Source organism: Chryseobacterium scophthalmum, assembly GCF_900143185.1.
Taxonomy (GTDB): domain Bacteria; phylum Bacteroidota; class Bacteroidia; order Flavobacteriales; family Weeksellaceae; genus Chryseobacterium; species Chryseobacterium scophthalmum.
This window is the reverse complement of record NZ_FSRQ01000001.1, coordinates 1,126,933-1,143,172: the sequence shown is the minus strand read 5'-3', so window position 1 is coordinate 1,143,172 and position 16,240 is coordinate 1,126,933. Positions and strand designations below refer to the sequence as shown.

The 16,240-nt window shown below is 33.4% G+C and carries 12 protein-coding genes; 8 read left to right on the top strand and 4 right to left on the bottom strand.

Going from position 1 to position 16,240, the window contains the following annotated elements; translation table 11 throughout:
- The first annotated feature begins 287 nt into the window (after window positions 1-287).
- From lysS to BUR17_RS05255, 3 genes are all read left to right on the top strand, one after another.
- Window positions 288-1,985 carry a lysine--tRNA ligase gene (gene lysS / locus BUR17_RS05265; protein WP_074229285.1) on the top strand — a complete coding sequence of 566 codons (1,698 nt, stop codon included), beginning with the start codon at window positions 288-290 and terminating at the stop codon, window positions 1,983-1,985.
- A 111-nt stretch (window positions 1,986-2,096) separates the two neighbouring features.
- The gene (locus BUR17_RS05260) at window positions 2,097-2,915 is read left to right on the top strand and encodes an OmpA family protein (protein ID WP_074229284.1); all 819 of its coding nucleotides are present in this window, start codon (window positions 2,097-2,099) and stop codon (window positions 2,913-2,915) included.
- A 99-nt stretch (window positions 2,916-3,014) separates the two neighbouring features.
- Window positions 3,015-3,875: a mechanosensitive ion channel family protein gene (locus BUR17_RS05255; protein WP_074229283.1), complete on the top strand. Its 861-nt coding sequence runs from the start codon at window positions 3,015-3,017 to the stop codon at window positions 3,873-3,875.
- A 39-nt stretch (window positions 3,876-3,914) separates the two neighbouring features.
- Here the strand turns inward: BUR17_RS05255 and BUR17_RS05250 are convergent, their stop codons facing one another.
- Both BUR17_RS05250 and BUR17_RS05245 read right to left on the bottom strand, forming a co-directional pair.
- Window positions 3,915-4,922 carry a cytochrome d ubiquinol oxidase subunit II gene (locus BUR17_RS05250; RefSeq protein ID WP_074229282.1) on the bottom strand — a complete coding sequence of 336 codons (1,008 nt, stop codon included), beginning with the start codon at window positions 4,920-4,922 and terminating at the stop codon, window positions 3,915-3,917.
- On the bottom strand, window positions 4,919-6,262 hold the full coding sequence (locus BUR17_RS05245; RefSeq protein ID WP_074229281.1) for a cytochrome ubiquinol oxidase subunit I: 1,344 nt from the start codon (window positions 6,260-6,262) through the stop codon (window positions 4,919-4,921). The genes BUR17_RS05250 and BUR17_RS05245 overlap by 4 nt, the downstream gene beginning before the upstream one ends.
- Window positions 6,263-6,494: 232 nt before the next feature.
- Here BUR17_RS05245 and gyrB point away from each other — a divergent pair, with 232 nt between their 5' ends.
- The 5 genes from gyrB (at window position 6,495) to BUR17_RS05220 (ending at window position 14,201) form a co-directional block, all read left to right on the top strand.
- Window positions 6,495-8,429 (top strand): DNA topoisomerase (ATP-hydrolyzing) subunit B, encoded by a 1,935-nt coding sequence (gene gyrB, locus BUR17_RS05240; protein WP_074229280.1) that lies wholly within the window; start codon window positions 6,495-6,497, stop codon window positions 8,427-8,429.
- Window positions 8,430-8,570: 141 nt separating this feature from the next.
- On the top strand, window positions 8,571-10,466 hold the full coding sequence (locus BUR17_RS05235) for a DUF3857 domain-containing protein (RefSeq protein WP_074229279.1): 1,896 nt from the start codon (window positions 8,571-8,573) through the stop codon (window positions 10,464-10,466).
- Window positions 10,467-12,404, top strand: coding sequence for a transglutaminase domain-containing protein (locus BUR17_RS05230; RefSeq protein WP_074229278.1), 1,938 nt, complete (start codon window positions 10,467-10,469; stop codon window positions 12,402-12,404).
- A 76-nt stretch (window positions 12,405-12,480) separates the two neighbouring features.
- Window positions 12,481-13,305, top strand: a complete 825-nt coding sequence (locus BUR17_RS05225) for an RsiV family protein (RefSeq protein ID WP_074229277.1) — start codon at window positions 12,481-12,483, stop codon at window positions 13,303-13,305.
- Window positions 13,306-13,310: 5 nt separating this feature from the next.
- Window positions 13,311-14,201: a diacylglycerol/lipid kinase family protein gene (locus tag BUR17_RS05220; protein WP_378085268.1), complete on the top strand. Its 891-nt coding sequence runs from the start codon at window positions 13,311-13,313 to the stop codon at window positions 14,199-14,201.
- 151 nt (window positions 14,202-14,352) lie between these two features.
- Here the strand turns inward: BUR17_RS05220 and BUR17_RS05215 are convergent, their stop codons facing one another.
- Together BUR17_RS05215 and BUR17_RS05210 are read right to left on the bottom strand one after the other, a co-directional pair.
- On the bottom strand, window positions 14,353-14,823 hold the full coding sequence (locus BUR17_RS05215; protein ID WP_228418617.1) for a VOC family protein: 471 nt from the start codon (window positions 14,821-14,823) through the stop codon (window positions 14,353-14,355).
- An 11-nt stretch (window positions 14,824-14,834) separates the two neighbouring features.
- The gene (locus BUR17_RS05210) at window positions 14,835-16,115 is read right to left on the bottom strand and encodes a dicarboxylate/amino acid:cation symporter (RefSeq protein ID WP_074230233.1); all 1,281 of its coding nucleotides are present in this window, start codon (window positions 16,113-16,115) and stop codon (window positions 14,835-14,837) included.
- Window positions 16,116-16,240: the final 125 nt, after the last annotated feature.

The following is a 16,240-nucleotide window of genomic DNA, read 5'->3' as shown; positions in this document are numbered from 1 at the left end:
AATAATTTGGGCAGCTTAATCCGCCTTCCACTCCAATCTTTTGTTCGTCGTTTCTCCTCACAAAAGGATTTCCGCTCAAGTCGGGCTGCGATTTCAACATAAAATCATAAATTGTCATTTCTATAGAATCTAAGCAACGCTGTAGAAATTCCTACGGATTGAGAAATTTACGCTGAATATAAATCTGCAAAATTTGCTTAATCTGCGAGAAAAATTTCTTACCAAAATTTAACTTCCATAAACCTATAAAATTCACTATTTTTGCAATTCGAAAAAATTGAATTACAATGCAATTATCAGAACAGGAAATCATTAGAAGAGAAAAGCTGAATAAGCTTGTTGAAATGGGAATCAACGCATTCCCTGCGGAAGAATATAACGTTACAGATACTACAGAATCTATAAAACAGAATTTTTCTGAAAGTAAACAGGTGAAGATTGCGGGAAGATTAATGTCTCGTAGAATTCAGGGGAAGGCTTCTTTTGCTGAATTGCAGGATTCTACAGGGAAAATTCAGGTATATTTCAACAGAGACGAAATCTGTACAGGAGAAGATAAAACTTTATACAACGACGTTTACAAACACCTTTTAGACATCGGTGATATTATTGGTATCGAAGGAGAATTGTTCACAACTCAGGTTGGTGAAATGACGGTTTTGGTAAAAAACTTTACGCTTTTAACGAAAACTTTAAGACCTCTTCCTCAGGCAAAAACTGATGAGAATGGAGTAGTGCACGATGCTTTCAATGATGCTGAATTAAGATACAGACAGCGTTATGTAGATTTAATCGTAAATCCTCACGTAAAGGAAACTTTCGTGAAGAGAACAAAAATGTATACTGCAATGCGTCAGTTTTTTAATGATGCAGGTTATATTGAAGTAGAAACTCCGGTTTTACAGGCTATTCCTGGTGGAGCTGCAGCAAGACCATTCATCACGCATCACAATGCTTTGGATATTCCTTTGTATATGAGAATTGCGAATGAATTATATCTGAAAAGATTGATCGTTGGTGGTTTTGACGGAGTATATGAATTCTCAAAAAACTTCAGAAATGAAGGAATGGACAGAACTCACAATCCTGAATTTACCGTTATGGAGATCTATGTAGCTTACAAAGATTACTATTGGATGATGGATTTCACCGAGAAAATGATAGAACATTGTGCAATCGCAGTGAACGGAACTACAAAAGCAAAATTCGGTGATCAGGAAATTGATTTCAAAGCACCTTATGCTAGAGTTTCGATGACAGAAGCCATTCAAAAATATACAGGTTTTGATATTACAGGAAAATCTGAACAGGAATTGTTTGACTTTGCTAAATCTATCGGAATCGAAGTAAACGAAACGATGGGTAAAGGAAAATTAATCGACGAAATTTTTGGTGAAAAATGTGAAGGAAACTTCATTCAGCCAACTTTCATTACCGATTATCCGGTAGAAATGTCGCCTTTGACTAAAAAACACAGAAGTCAGGAAGGTCTTACCGAGCGTTTTGAATTAATGGTTTGCGGTAAAGAAATCGCGAATGCTTATTCGGAATTAAATGACCCGATTGACCAAAGAGCACGTTTTGAAGACCAATTAAAATTAGCTGAAAAAGGAGATGATGAAGCAGGGCAATTTATTGATGAAGATTTCTTGAGAGCTTTAGAATACGGAATGCCGCCAACTTCAGGAATGGGAATAGGTATGGACAGATTGATCATGTTCTTAACTAACAATCCTTCAATTCAGGAAGTATTATTCTTCCCTCAAATGAAGCCTGAAAAATTAGTTCCTCAAATTGAGTTGGGAGAAGATGAGCATTTGATTCTTGATATTTTGAAATCAGGCGAGCAAATTGCTTTGGCTGAAGTGAAAACTTTAAGTAAATTATCCGGTAAAAAATGGGATAAGGCTTCAAAAACTTTAACGAAAGGAAACTTGGTGAAAGTAGAGAAGATAGACGAAGTTGTTTTGATGAAATTGGCTTAAGCTCAATTATCAAACAAAATTATATTTAAATTCCTGAAATTATTTTCAGGAATTTTTTGTTTTTTGAAACAATAATTAAATATTTTTCCGTTGTAAAGAAAACTCAAACCGATGAAATATTTTGTTTTGTTCTTTTTAATTTCAACAGGATTGAATGCACAAATGATGACTTCTGTTTATTTTATACACAATTCTTACGAACTAAATCTTGAATCTAAACAAAAACTGGATAGTTTAACACAATTGAGAACCAGCTTAAAATTCAAAATTTTTGGAAATTGTGATTCTTCCGGAACGAATGAATATAACGTGAAACTTTCAGAAAATCGTGCAAATACAGTTCGCCATTATCTTCAGGATAAAATTTCAGAAAACATCCAATTAATCAGTGTTGTTGGTTTAGGTGAAGAAAAACAAATCAATGACAACAGTACCGAGGAACTGCGTGGAAAAAACCGTAGGGTTGATATTTTTATTGAAAAAACTTTTGCTTCGGGAGAGAAAGTTTCAAGAAATGCTTTGCCCAGTTTTTTAAGTACGGAAATTTCTCAGATGAAAGTGAAAGATACTTTTGCACTTCCGAATGTCAATTTTGTTGGAGGTCGTCATATTTGGCTCCCGAAAGGGCAATCTGAGATTGTAAAACTTTTAAAAATTCTAAAAGAAAATCCTACATTAAAAATTGAATTGCAGGGACATATTTGCTGTGACTATGAAAATTTTGATGGTGAAGATTTAGATTTAAAAACATTTAATCTTTCGTTTACCAGAGCCAATGCAATCAAAGAATTTCTATTGAAAAACGGAATTGATTCCAGCAGAATTACTGCAAAAGGACTCGGTCACCTCCATCCTGTTGCATATCCCGAAGAAACAGAATTGGATAAAACTAAAAATCGCAGAGTAGAAGTTGTTTTGTTGAAGAAATAATGCTTTGAAAATCTAAGATTTATAAAAAATATTTTAAGTCATATATTTTTTATACATTTAAAATGGCTGAAATGGTCAATAAAAACACAATCTTAATCTATGTTTGATCTCAACAAAGCTATAGAGCTAATCGATGAAAAACTTGAACTTTGGTTCCGGGAAATTGTAAAAATTTTACCCAACCTGCTTTTGGCAGCGTTTATTTTGGTAATTGGATTTTTCGTTGCAAAATGGATCAGGAAACTGACATTGAAAATTTTTGGTAAAATTTCTTCCAATCATACGATAACCCATCTTTTCAGCACATTTATTTATATCACTGTTCTTGGCGTTGTTTTTTTTACGGCGCTGAGCATTCTAAAACTTGATAAGGCAGTAACCTCAATTCTTGCCGGAGCTGGAATTTTCGGGTTGGCTTTGGCTTTTGCATTTCAGGATATTGCAGCCAACTTTATTTCGGGAATTTTTATTTCGTTTCGAAAACCTCTGCATATCGGTGATATTGTTTCGGTTAAAAACTATATGGGAAAAGTAATGGAGGTGAATCTTCGTGATACTGTTATCAAAACTTTTCAAGGGAAAATGGTCATTATTCCGAATAAAGATGTTTTTCAAAATCCGGTTGAAAACTATTCTCTTCTTGGCAAACGCCGTCTCGATCTGAAAGTAGGAGTTTCTTATGATGCTGATTTAGAAAAAGTAGTTCAAATTACTGTAGATGCTTTAAAAAATATTGAAGGTCTTGCTCCTGAAGAAGAAATTACCCTTTTTTATCAGGAGTTTGGTGATAGTTCAATCAATTTTACCGTCCGTTTATGGTGTAGATCTACTGAGCAGATAGATTATCTTAAAATGGGGCATGATGCGATTATTTCCATAAAAAAAGCTTTTGATCAACACAAAATAAGCATTCCGTTTCCGGTCAGAACACTGGATGTAAACTGGCCGGAAAAAGTGTAGCTTTTCAGGAATTTAAAAATTATCAAAATTTAAAATTATTTATTTCTTTGATGCTTTTGAAAATGAAAACATCAGATAAAATAAAAAAGGTAAAATAAATAGGGAACCCAATAACAAAGCCCATCCTAAAGCAGAAATGGTTTTTGGTGAGGCTACATGTTCTAATAACGAAAGATGCTGTCCGTTTCCTAATAAAATAATATCAGGATTATGTTGGTAAGTTGCCGCCACTAAAATCATTATGATTTGGAATCCTGCCAAAGCTCTTACGGGAAGTAATTTCTTCTTATGCATCGCTCTTAAAATTAAACCTAAAGCAACTGTTGCAAAACTAATAGCCATCACTCCGAGATATTTTGAGAAGATCCATTTTGTTAAAGGGATACCGGAAAGATAAGCCGCTAAGAAAACCAATAATCCTGTAATGACTACAAAAATCATTGTTTGATGGGATTTGTGAATCATTAATTCTAATTCCAATCTATCGCTAGTTTCCCGTAAAGAAAAAATGGATGCCAAATAGGCACAAAGCGAGACGGTAAACAATCCCACCGCAACGCCGAACCAATTGAGCCAACTGAAAACATATAAATCTAAAAAGTTATTTGCATCTGGATTGATCGATTGTGAAACAGTTGCAGCAGCTATTAAACCTAAGAAAAAAGGCGTTAAAAGACTTGCATAATAGAAAATCTGAGTATAAATAATCTGCCATCGGTCTTCCACGGCATCGTAATGTCTGAAAGTAAATGCTGTACCTCTTGCAATAATTCCGACAAGCATTAATACTAATGGAATGTGAAGGTAAGTTGACAAGGTGGTGTAGATTTCAGGAAATCCTACAAACAGAATTACAATGGCAATGATGAGCCACATGTGATTGGCTTCCCAAACAGGAGCAATCGACTCGTACATGATTTTTTCGGTGTACTTTCTGTTTTTCTTTTTGGTCATTAATTCTACGATTCCGGCTCCGAAATCAGCGCCGCCCAAAATCACATAAAGACATACGGAAAGCCATAGAAAACCAATTACAACGTAGATCATGATTTTTTGTTTTTAGAATTAAACTGAGGGTCTGTAGGATCGTAAAGTTTGGGAACCATTTGTATCTGTCTTCTCAAAAGAAAAATAATAATTAATGATAATGAAATAAATATAGCCGTAAAAAAATAAAATGAATACTGAATTCCGGGCATCGGCGTAACAGCGTCCACTGTTTTCATAATTCCGTAGATAATCCAGGGTTGTCTGCCGACTTCTGTGACTGTCCAACCTGCTTCCAAAGCAATATATCCAAAAGGTGTAGCAAAAAGAAATGTTTTTAAAAGCCAGTTTTTATTCAGCCAATCTTTTTTGAAAAAGAAAGCATAAAGATACAGGCTTCCAATGCAGATCATCACAACGCCAAAGAAAATCATAATCTGAAAAGCATAATGTACAACAGCAATAGGTGGCCATTCATCTCTCGGGAAATCATTTAAACCTTTTACTTCAGCATTAAAATCATTACTCACCAAAAAACTTAAAACTTTTGGAATTTTTATAGCATATTTAATTTCTCCTTTTTCTTCATCTGGAATTCCACCCAATACAAAAGCTGCTCCTTTTTCGGTTTCAAAATGAGCTTCCATTGCGGCTAACTTTATAGGTTGTCTTTCAGCCACAGATTTTGCAGCAACATCACCACTCAAAGGTGCACCGAAAGCACCAATCATTGCAAAAGCTGCAGCAATTCTAAATGCTTTGGTGTGAAATTCTACATTTTTCTTTCGCATAATTAAAAAAGCATGAACTCCCGCAACCGCAAATCCTGTTGCACAAAAAGCGGCAACTGTCATATGTAATGCCTGTGGAAACCAAGCGTCATTAAACATGGCTTTTATAGGGTCTATATTGAGGTATTGTCCATTGATATAGTCAAATCCGATTGGTGAATTCATCCACGCATTTGCCGCAACCACTAAAATCCCTGAAGCTAAACCGCTTAAGCCAACCAAAAATCCACAAAACCAGTGAAACCATTTATTAAATTTATCCCATCCGTAAAGGAAAAAGCCAATAGCAATCGCTTCAATAAAAAATGCTGTTCCTTCAAGAGAAAACGGCATTCCGAAAATAGGTCCTGCATGTTTCATAAAACCAGGCCAGAGCAACCCGAGTTCAAATGAAAGCATGGTTCCGGAAACTGCTCCGGTTGCAAAAAGAATTGCAACTCCTTTGCTCCACGCTTTGGTAAGACCTTTGTAAATTTCGTTTCCGGTTTTAAGATATTTCCAGTGGGCAAATGCCATTAAAAAAGGCATAACCATTCCAACACAGGCGAAGATGATATGAAAACCTAAAGAAAGCGCCATTTGGGCGCGTGCAGCAATAAAATCATCCATAAAATTTAATTTTTCAAGTTTAAAGTTAAGGATAAATTGTTGAGAAGAAATATGATTTAAAACATTCCAATCAATTCAAATCTGCATTGTAACTTTATTGTTTTTTTTCGTTAAAATAAACTCTGTTTTTTAGGATAAATTCTGATATTTTATGATGGAAATTACTTTCATAAGTCGAAAAAAATCACGATATTTGTGGGTCTTTGCATTAAGCAAATTTATTTAAATTTATATGAGTCAAAAACAATATACAGCTAGTAGTATCCAAGCCTTAGAAGGGATGGAGCACGTTCGACTAAGACCATCTATGTACATTGGAGATGTAGGAACAAGAGGTCTTCATCATTTGGTTTATGAAGTGGTAGATAACTCTATTGACGAAGCTCTTGCAGGTCATTGTGATACGATATTAGTTACCATACACAAAGGTGAAAGTATTTCTGTAAAAGATAACGGTAGAGGTATACCTGTAGATTTTCACGAGAAAGAACAAAAATCAGCACTTGAGGTTGTAATGACCAAAATTGGAGCGGGTGGAAAATTTGATAAAGATTCTTACAAAGTTTCTGGTGGTCTTCACGGTGTGGGGGTTTCTTGTGTGAATGCACTTTCTACTTTGTTGGTGGCTACAGTTAGCCGTGACGGTAAATTATATCAGCAAAAATATTCTGAAGGTAAAGCTTTAACGCAGGTTGAAGAAATTGGTACTACTGACGAAAGAGGAACTGAAGTTTTCTTCCAGCCGGACGGAACTATCTTCCAGGAATTGGTGTATAATTATGATACACTTGCTGCAAGATTAAGAGAATTATCTTTCTTAAATAAAGGAATCACTATTACTCTTATAGACGAAAGAGAGCCAAACGAAGACGGATCTTTTGCTGTTGAAGTTTTCCATTCTGAAGGTGGTTTGAAAGAATTTGTTGAATTCATCGACGGAAACCGTGAATCAATCATGGAGAATGTTATTTTCATGGAAGGCGAAAGAGAAAATATTCCTATTGAAGTAGCAATGCGTTACAATACTTCATTCAGCGAAAATCTTCACTCTTATGTTAATAATATTAATACGCATGAAGGAGGAACTCACTTAGCTGGTTTTAGACGTGCTTTGACGAGAACGTTGAAGAAATATGCAGATGATTTAGGAATTCCTGCTAAAGAAAAAGTAGAAATTACGGGTGATGACTTCCGTGAAGGTTTAACGGCTGTAGTTTCTGTAAAAGTAATGGAACCTCAGTTTGAAGGACAGACAAAAACTAAATTGGGTAACTCTGAAGTTTCAGGTGCTGTTGATAAAATTGTAGGTGAAATGCTTACCAACTTCTTGGAAGAAAATCCAAACGAAGCAAAACTTATTGTACAGAAAGTTGTTTTGGCTGCAAAAGCAAGACAGGCTGCAAAGAAAGCTCGTGAAATGGTACAGAGAAAATCTCCGATGGGAGGTTCTGGTCTTCCTGGAAAATTATCTGACTGCTCATCAAAAGATCCTGCAGAATCTGAATTGTTCTTAGTCGAGGGAGACTCGGCAGGTGGAACTGCAAAGCAGGGTAGAGACAGACATTTTCAAGCGATTCTTCCGTTAAGAGGTAAAATTTTGAATGTTGAGAAGTCAATGCTTCATAAAGTTTACGATAACGAAGAAATTAAAAATATTTATACGGCACTTGGGGTTTCTGTAGGAACCGAAGAAGATAGCAAAGCCTTAAATATGGCGAAGTTAAGATACCATAAAGTAGTGATTATGACCGATGCTGATATCGACGGTTCTCACATTTCTACTTTGATTCTTACGTTCTTCTTTAGATTTATGAAAGAAATGATTGAAAACGGATATATTTATATTGCACAACCGCCTTTATATTTATTAAAGAAAGGGAACAAAAAAATATATGCTTACAACGAGAAAGAGCGCGAAGAATTAACTTTAGAAATGTCTCCGGACGGAAAAGGTGTAGAAGTTCAGCGTTATAAAGGTCTTGGGGAAATGAACCCGGAGCAGCTTTGGGAAACTACTCTAAATCCGGAACACAGAATTCTGAAGCAGGTAACGATTGATAATGCAGTAGAAGCAGATAATGTATTCTCTATGTTGATGGGAGATGAAGTTCCACCAAGAAGAGAATTTATCGAGAAAAATGCAAAATATGCTAAGATCGATGTTTAATCATCTTTTTAAATAATATTTTAAAGGCTCCATTTTTATGGAGCCTTTTTTTGATTAAAAAAAATCTAATAATTCTCATATTTATGATAATTTTTTAACATTTTATTAAGATTTTTTATATTTTTGAGGAAAATATTAACAATGATGAAATTATGGTGTGTAGGAGCATTTTCTTTAGCTTCTTTTTACTATGCACAAAGTTATCCGGTATCAGAAATTAGTGATGTTTTAAAAAAGAACGCAAGTGCTGTCATCCGAAACGAAAGCACAGTTTTGGAAATCAATAAAGTGGACGAAATCGTTTATCGGAACTCTTCAGCAATTACAGTAATCAATAAAGATGCGGTTGGTTTTTCGCTTCCAAAAATATATTATGAAAAAGGAAACACGGTTTCTAACGTCAAAGTAACAGTATATGATGAAAAGGGTGCTAAAATAAAAAGCTATTCTAAAAGTGATTTTACTGATGTTGCAGCTAATTCTCAGGGTTCATTTTATTCTGATAACAGGATGATGTATTTATCTTATACACCTACAAGTTATCCTTATACCATTGAGTTTAGTTACGATCAGAAAGATCAGAATACAGTTTTTATTCCGGATTTTACACCTTTTAATGACTTTAATATTTCGTTACAGAAAAGCAGTTTTAAAGTTATCAATAAATCAGGAATCAATTTACGCTCGAAAACTTATGATTCGCCTTTTGGGTTTGCTTCGGTAAATGTTTCAGAAGGAGATGGCGGGAAATTGTATACTTATCAAAATATTCCGGCAATTGATCAGGAAGATATGGTTCCAAGTCCTAAAAAAATACTACCCAAAGTAAGTTTTTCTTTGGATCAGTTTAATTTGGTTGGAAAAAAAGGGAATATCACAACTTGGAAAGATTTCGGTTTATGGTATTATAACAATCTTTTGACACCAGTTTCGGTTTCTACTCCGCAAATAAAATCTGAAATTGCTGCGCTTAATCTTTCAGGATCTACGGAAGAAAAAGTGAAGAAAATCTATCAGTATATGCAAAGCAAAACACGATATGTTTTCGTAGCCTTGGGAATTGGAGGTTGGCAACCGATGATGCCGGATGAGGTTCAGAAAAAAGGTTATGGCGATTGTAAAGGTCTTACCAATTACATGAAAACGCTTTTGGATGAAGCGGGAATAAAATCTTATTATGTAATTATTAATTCTAATTCTTCACCAATAAGTTTTGATATAGATTTTCCAAAAATGGGAGGGAATCACGTGATTTTGGTTATTCCAACAGAAAAAGGAAATATCTGGCTGGAAAATACATCTCAGGAAATGGCTTACAATCATTTAAGTTTCAGTACAACCGATAGGAATGTTTTAGCTGTAAAGCCTGATGGAATTGAGATTATGGAAACCCCAAGCTATTCTTCACAGCAAAATAAAGAAAAACAGGTTTTAAATATTCAGTTAAATCCCGATAAAACGATTACCGGGAACGGTAAATTTACTTATACCGGAAATCAGTATGATTTTAATTTAGTATTTGCAGGATTAGGGCAGTCTGAGAAAAATAATACCATAAAGAATACACTTTCTATATTAGATTTTGAAAAGGTTGAGATGTCTGATTTTAAAAATAACAGAGATTTGGCAACAATCGATTTTGATCTGAATTTTAAAGCTGTTAATTATTCTAAAATGGTAGGTTCTAGTTATATTTTCAGAGCTGTTCCTATTTATACCAATGCTAGATACCATCAGGATGAAAACAGAAGTCTTCCTTTTGAAAATCGCTTTTCTTACGAAGACGAATATGAGATCATTTATAAGCTTCCCGCAGGATATATCATTGAAGAAATGCCGGAAAACGGAAATGTAAATTCAGAATTTGGTACGTATAAAATTTCTTTTGAAAAGAAAGAAGATAAGCTTATTGTAAAAAGGTTTTTTCAAATGAAAAAAGGGCTTCATTCTAAAGATAAATACAATGACTATGTAAGTTTCAGAAAAAAAGTAATGAATGCCGATAACTCAAAAATTTTAATTTCAAAAAAATCATAAATGAGAAATATAATAACCCTATTTTCTGTATTTTGTATAAGTACAGCTCTTTTTGCGCAGAATCAACAGTTCCTAAAGATGCCTAAGTTTAATAAAGCTGATCTTAAAAAAGAAAAATCAGAAATTGATCCTAAAGCTCCTGCAGAATTATTGTATAGATCTATACATTATCGTATAGATAATAGCACAGGAAATCTTATAAAAGAATATACTTATCGTGTGAAAATTTATGAAAAAGATAAATCTGAAGATTGGCACAATTTAGAGGTTTCTCTTTATGATAACAACTCTGGAGATCGTGAGGTTTTAGCTAATATGAAAGCCCTTGTTTATAATTTGGAGGGTGATAATATTATTGAAACTAAAGTTGATAAAAGTTCAAAATTTAAATCCAAAGAAAATAAATATGTTACAGTTAATAAATATGCTTTTCCCAATATAAAAAACGGATCAATTTTAGAATATCAATACGAAGTTTCTTCTCCTTTTGTATATGAAATTCCACTGATTTATATCGAATTGGATGTTCCTTCAGTTTATACAGAATATGTTTTTGATACGCCGATGCAAATGTCTTATAGTGTAGATTTTACAGGAAGTTTAACTCCGAAATATAAAATAATGAAGGAGGATATTATTTATGGTTCACAACATAAGACTTATAGATTCGGTTATGATAATTTGAAAAGCTTCAAAACTGAAAAATATGTAAAAAATAACGATAATTACAGAACTAAAATTAGAGCAGAACTTCATTCAACTTATTTTGGCGATAATCTTAAAATGTATACATCCACTTGGGAGGATATTAGAAAGAAACTTTGGAATCATGATGATTTTGGTTTACAGTATAAAAAAGATAAACTGGTAAAAGAGTTACTTCCTGCAGGAATTCTTGATGATAAAGATGATATGTCTAAAGCCAATAAAATTTTGGATTATGTAAAGACTACCTTTACATGGAACCAGAATAATGGTATCTATGCAGAAAACGGAATCAGAGATCTTATAAAAAATAAAACAGGAAATGATGCAGATCTTAATCTGATGTTAATAGCAATGCTGAGAAGTGCAAACATTACAGCATATCCGATTCTTATTTCTACAGTAAGAAATGGATATTTAAATTTAACATTTCCGAATCTAGGTAATTTTAACTATGTGATTGTAGGAGCAGAAATCAACAAAACATTTTATCTTTTTGATGCAACGTCGAAACAGTCACAAGCAAATCTTTTACCATCACGAGTATGGAATGATAATGGGCTTTTGGTGAAAGATGACAAATCAGAACTTATTTCACTTACTAATATTAAAGTAAGCCAGAATAGCCATACAGTTAAAGCAAAAATAAATCCTGATGGTACAATTTCAGGTGCTTATCAAGATCAGGATGAAGGGTTGATGGCTATGAATGCAAAAGAAAATTTTGATGAAAATCCTGATAAGTATAAAAAACAGTATAAGGAAAACTTTTCAGTAGGTTTTGATAATATCAACTCTAGAGTTTTGGAAGGGGGAGAGTTTCGGTCTACTATGAGTTTTAACTCAAACAATATGATTGATAATGTAGGAAAAAAAATGATTATGAATCCTCTTTTATTTTTACATCAGACCAGGAATGATTTTGATCAGCAGGATGAAAGAAAATATATGATTGATTTTATTTCGCCAATTAGTAAAACGAAAGTTGTAGAAATAGAAATTCCTGAAGGATATGATGTAGCAGATCTACCAAAAAGTAAAAAAATCGTTACTGAAGATAAAGAAATTAGCTATTCTTACACAGTAGAGAAAAAAGATAATAGAATTATAACGATTTCTGAATATAATATTGCAAGTGCAGATTATCCTAAAGAATATTACCCTGCATTCAAGAAAATCTGGAAAGTAATTTCAGATTCTGAAAGCCAAGTAATGAGTTTGATTAAAAAATAATCGATTATTTATACAAATTTTTAAAACCATTCATTTTTTGAATGGTTTTTGCATTCTAGTCGAAAAATAAATTATTATGAAAAATAAAGTTGTACTAATCCTGTTCTCGGCAGCTTTCCTTTTGTCTGCATGTAAAAAGACAGAATCAGAAAAAGTTGACACAAAAACTGAGAATAAAAGTCCTGAAAAATTCACAATAGATTCTCTTAAAGTAAATGATTCTTTGAAGGTTAACGATAAACTTTCTGTAAATTATGCTTCAAAAGTATTGGTTTTCCCAACTTTAAAAGATAAAGCCCTTTTAGACAGTATTTATTACGATAAAACAGGAATTACTGATTACTCAAAACAAGGATTACAAAATTTTTTAGATAAAGATAAAACCGAATTTTACGCATCAGTAAAAGAAGACAGTAAAGAATGGATTTCCGATATTCAGAATCCGCAAACCTGTGAAGCTGGCTCGTTTATGAAACTGATTTCTCAAAACGATGATTTTCTTCAGATTGAATATTTACATACTTCGTATCAAGGCGGAGCGCATGGTAATTATTCTTTCGATACACGAGTTTTTGATTTAAAAAACAACAAAAAATTAGATTTAAAAGATATTACCACAATGCCTAAAGCAAAACTGGAAGAACTTTTAATGAAGAATATTGACAAACTTCCGAGCGGAACCACCGATTCTGATGGTCCGGTTAAAAATTCAGATATGCTTTTGGTGGATGTAATTCCGGCAAACAAAGATTTTTATTTTGATGAAAAGAATTTATATTTTCATTACAGTCCTTACGAAATTGCAGCTTTTGCAGCCGGAGATATTGTAATTCCTGTCTCTTGGAAAGAGCTCGACGGAACAATTAATCCGGAATTTAAAAAGAGAATGAAAATTAACTAATATTAATGCTTCCAAATCAGGAAGCATTTTTTACTTTTGTGGCAATGGAAAGAGTAGCTTTTATCATCAATCCTTTTTCGGCAAAAAAAAATTACCAGCCATTTCTGAACGAACTTAAAAATAAAGTGCAAAATCCTCTGTACTATATTTCTGAGTCTATTTTGGGAACTGATGATTTTATCCAAACACACTTCGATGAGGTTGATTTTTTTGTTGCCATCGGAGGCGACGGAACGATCTCTACGGTCGCGAAACAACTCATTAATACCGAAAAAGTATTAGCTATTTTTCCGGCAGGATCGGGAAATGGTTTTTCTAATGAAACACAATTCAGCAAAAATTTAGATGAATTATTAGATAAATTAAAAGCTAAAAAATCTCGTAAAATAGACACTTTTACGGTGAACGACAGACTTTCGATCAATGTTTCAGGAACTGGTTTTGATGGGAAAGTGGTTAAAGAATTTGAAAAAACCAATCGCGGATTCAAAAATTATATCAAAGTTTCTTTGAAGACTTTTTTTAATTATAAACCAATCAAGCTTAAATTTTTCGATGAAAATTATAAGCAGTACAATGGGAAGTATTTGATGGTGAATATTGCCAACACCCGTCAGTTTGGTAACAACGCTTACATTGCGCCAATGGCGAGTAAAAGTGACGGTCTGGTTGATATGGTTCTGGTGAAAAAATTTCCGTTGACGTATTCGCCGCTTTTTGCATTCAGAATGTTTACTAAAAAACTGAAAGAAGATGATTACATCACGTATCTTCCGGTTTCAGAAATAGAGTTTAAAGTAAATACCAAAAACTGGCATCTTGATGGAGAATTCAACAAAATAAAATCTCCGATTCATGTGAAAGTTCAGCCTTCAAGCCTGAATATTTTAATTTAAAATCATTGTGAAATAAAAAAGCCTTCCGTGAAGAAGGCTAAAAACACAAATGATGAAAAAATTATCATTACGATAATAATGTATTACAAAGTAAATACTTAGAACCTATATTTTTTATGGTTTTAATCATATAGATTAAAAAAACTTAATTTTATTGCCTATTACTTATTGTTTCATGAAGGGCAATTCGGTTTCCTTCACTGTCTTCAAATTCGGCAACCGCAAAACCATGTTTTTCGTTTAAGGTTTTTGGATAAAGAATTTTCCCCTTGTTTTCTAAAACTTTTTTTAATACAGAATCAATATTTTCGGTTTTAAAATAAATAATCACCCCATCTTTTGTTGGTTTATAAACGTCTCCTTTTGCCAAAGCTCCGGAAATTCCGCTTTGGGTTTCTTCGAAAGGGAAAAGCATCATTTCATAATCGTCAATTATTTCTTTTTCAAATTTAAAATTAAAAACATGGGTGTAAAATTTTTCCGCCCGTTCAATATTGGTAACAGGAATTTCAAAATATACTATCGGATTATTTCCATTCATCTTTTTGTTATTATTTTGTTCGTTGCAGGCTAAACAAATTCCTGCAATAAATAGTATTATGAATTTTGTGAAAATTTTCATTAAAACAATCTTTAAACTTCCAGTTTTTTCTCAATTTCATTAGGGTTTTCCAGGCAATATTGAAGCTGTTTTTTATCTAATTGCTTTTCCCAATTGGCTACCACTACGGTTGCGACAGAGTTTCCGATGACATTCGTTAAAGCACGACATTCACTCATAAATTTATCAATTCCTAAAATCAAAGTCATTCCCGCAATCGGAATTTCAGGAACTACAGCCAAAGTTGCCGCTAAAGTTACGAAGCCAGCTCCTGTAACTCCTGCAGCTCCTTTCGAACTCAGCATTGCCACCAAAAGTAGCATCAGTTGCTTTTCAATAGAAAGATCAATATTTAAAGCTTGCGCAATGAATAATGAGGCGAGAGTCATATAAATATTGGTTCCGTCAAGATTAAAAGAATATCCGGTGGGAACCACCAAACCCACGATCGCTCTGGAACATCCTGCTTTTTCCATCTTTTCCATTATTCCGGGAAGTGCAGATTCTGATGAACTTGTTCCTAAAACCAACAAAAGTTCTTCTTTCAGATAATACATCAGTTTAAAAATATTAAAACCATTGTACCAAGCTACGGCTCCCAAAACCAAAACGACGAATAGGATAGAGGTGATGTAGAAAGTTCCTACAAGAAAAATTAAATTTAAAACGGAAGCTAAACCATATTTTCCAATCGTAAAAGCCATTGCTCCGAAAGCTCCAATCGGCGCTAGTTTCATCAGCATATGAACTATTTTAAAAATAGGAGCAGCCAAAACCTGTAAAAATTCTGTGATTTTCCCGCTTTTTTCTTTCGTTAAAACCAAAGCAATTCCCATTAAAATAGCCACCAAAAGTACCTGAAGAATATTATCTCCAATCAATGGACTGAATAGTGTTTCCGGAATAATATTCATGATAAATCCGGTGAGCGTTGTATCATGTGCTTTTTGCTGATATTGCGAAACATCTCCCGATAAACTTGCTGGATCAATGTTTAAACCTGCTCCGGGTTGAATAATATTTCCTACAATTAAACCGATTATCAATGCTAACGTTGAAAATGTAAAAAAATAGAGCATTGCTTTTATGGCAATTCGTCCTACTTTTTTCAGGTCTGTCATGTGGGCAATTCCTAAAGTAAGCGTAATGAAAATGACCGGAGCAATGATCATTTTAACCAATTTAATGAATCCATCACCTAGAGGTTTCATTTTTTCGCCTAATTCGGGGTAGAAATTTCCTAAGAGAATTCCTAAAGTAATGGCAACAATTACCTGAAAATAAAGTTGCTGGTAGAATTTTTTTGCTTTCAAAAGAGATGAGTTTACTTTTTTAAGAACGAAAAATAGGAAAATTTGAAACAAACTTTAATTTAATTTGGTGAAAAGTTTAATTAAATTTAAAAGCTTCAGTTGAAATTGTTACCTAATTTTCCAAA

What these genes read in the sequence shown, in the direction of transcription:
- lysS (WP_074229285.1), top strand. Translation starts at nt 288, where the DNA reads ATGCAATTATCAGAACAGGAAATCATTAGAAGAGAAAAGCTGAATAAG.
- BUR17_RS05260 (WP_074229284.1), top strand. Translation starts at nt 2,097, where the DNA reads ATGAAATATTTTGTTTTGTTCTTTTTAATTTCAACAGGATTGAATGCA.
- BUR17_RS05255 (WP_074229283.1), top strand. Translation starts at nt 3,015, where the DNA reads ATGTTTGATCTCAACAAAGCTATAGAGCTAATCGATGAAAAACTTGAA.
- BUR17_RS05250 (WP_074229282.1), bottom strand. Translation starts at nt 4,922, where the DNA reads ATGATCTACGTTGTAATTGGTTTTCTATGGCTTTCCGTATGTCTTTAT.
- BUR17_RS05245 (WP_074229281.1), bottom strand. Translation starts at nt 6,262, where the DNA reads ATGGATGATTTTATTGCTGCACGCGCCCAAATGGCGCTTTCTTTAGGT.
- gyrB (WP_074229280.1), top strand. Translation starts at nt 6,495, where the DNA reads ATGAGTCAAAAACAATATACAGCTAGTAGTATCCAAGCCTTAGAAGGG.
- BUR17_RS05235 (WP_074229279.1), top strand. Translation starts at nt 8,571, where the DNA reads ATGATGAAATTATGGTGTGTAGGAGCATTTTCTTTAGCTTCTTTTTAC.
- BUR17_RS05230 (WP_074229278.1), top strand. Translation starts at nt 10,467, where the DNA reads ATGAGAAATATAATAACCCTATTTTCTGTATTTTGTATAAGTACAGCT.
- BUR17_RS05225 (WP_074229277.1), top strand. Translation starts at nt 12,481, where the DNA reads ATGAAAAATAAAGTTGTACTAATCCTGTTCTCGGCAGCTTTCCTTTTG.
- BUR17_RS05220 (WP_378085268.1), top strand. Translation starts at nt 13,311, where the DNA reads ATGCTTCCAAATCAGGAAGCATTTTTTACTTTTGTGGCAATGGAAAGA.
- BUR17_RS05215 (WP_228418617.1), bottom strand. Translation starts at nt 14,823, where the DNA reads ATGAAAATTTTCACAAAATTCATAATACTATTTATTGCAGGAATTTGT.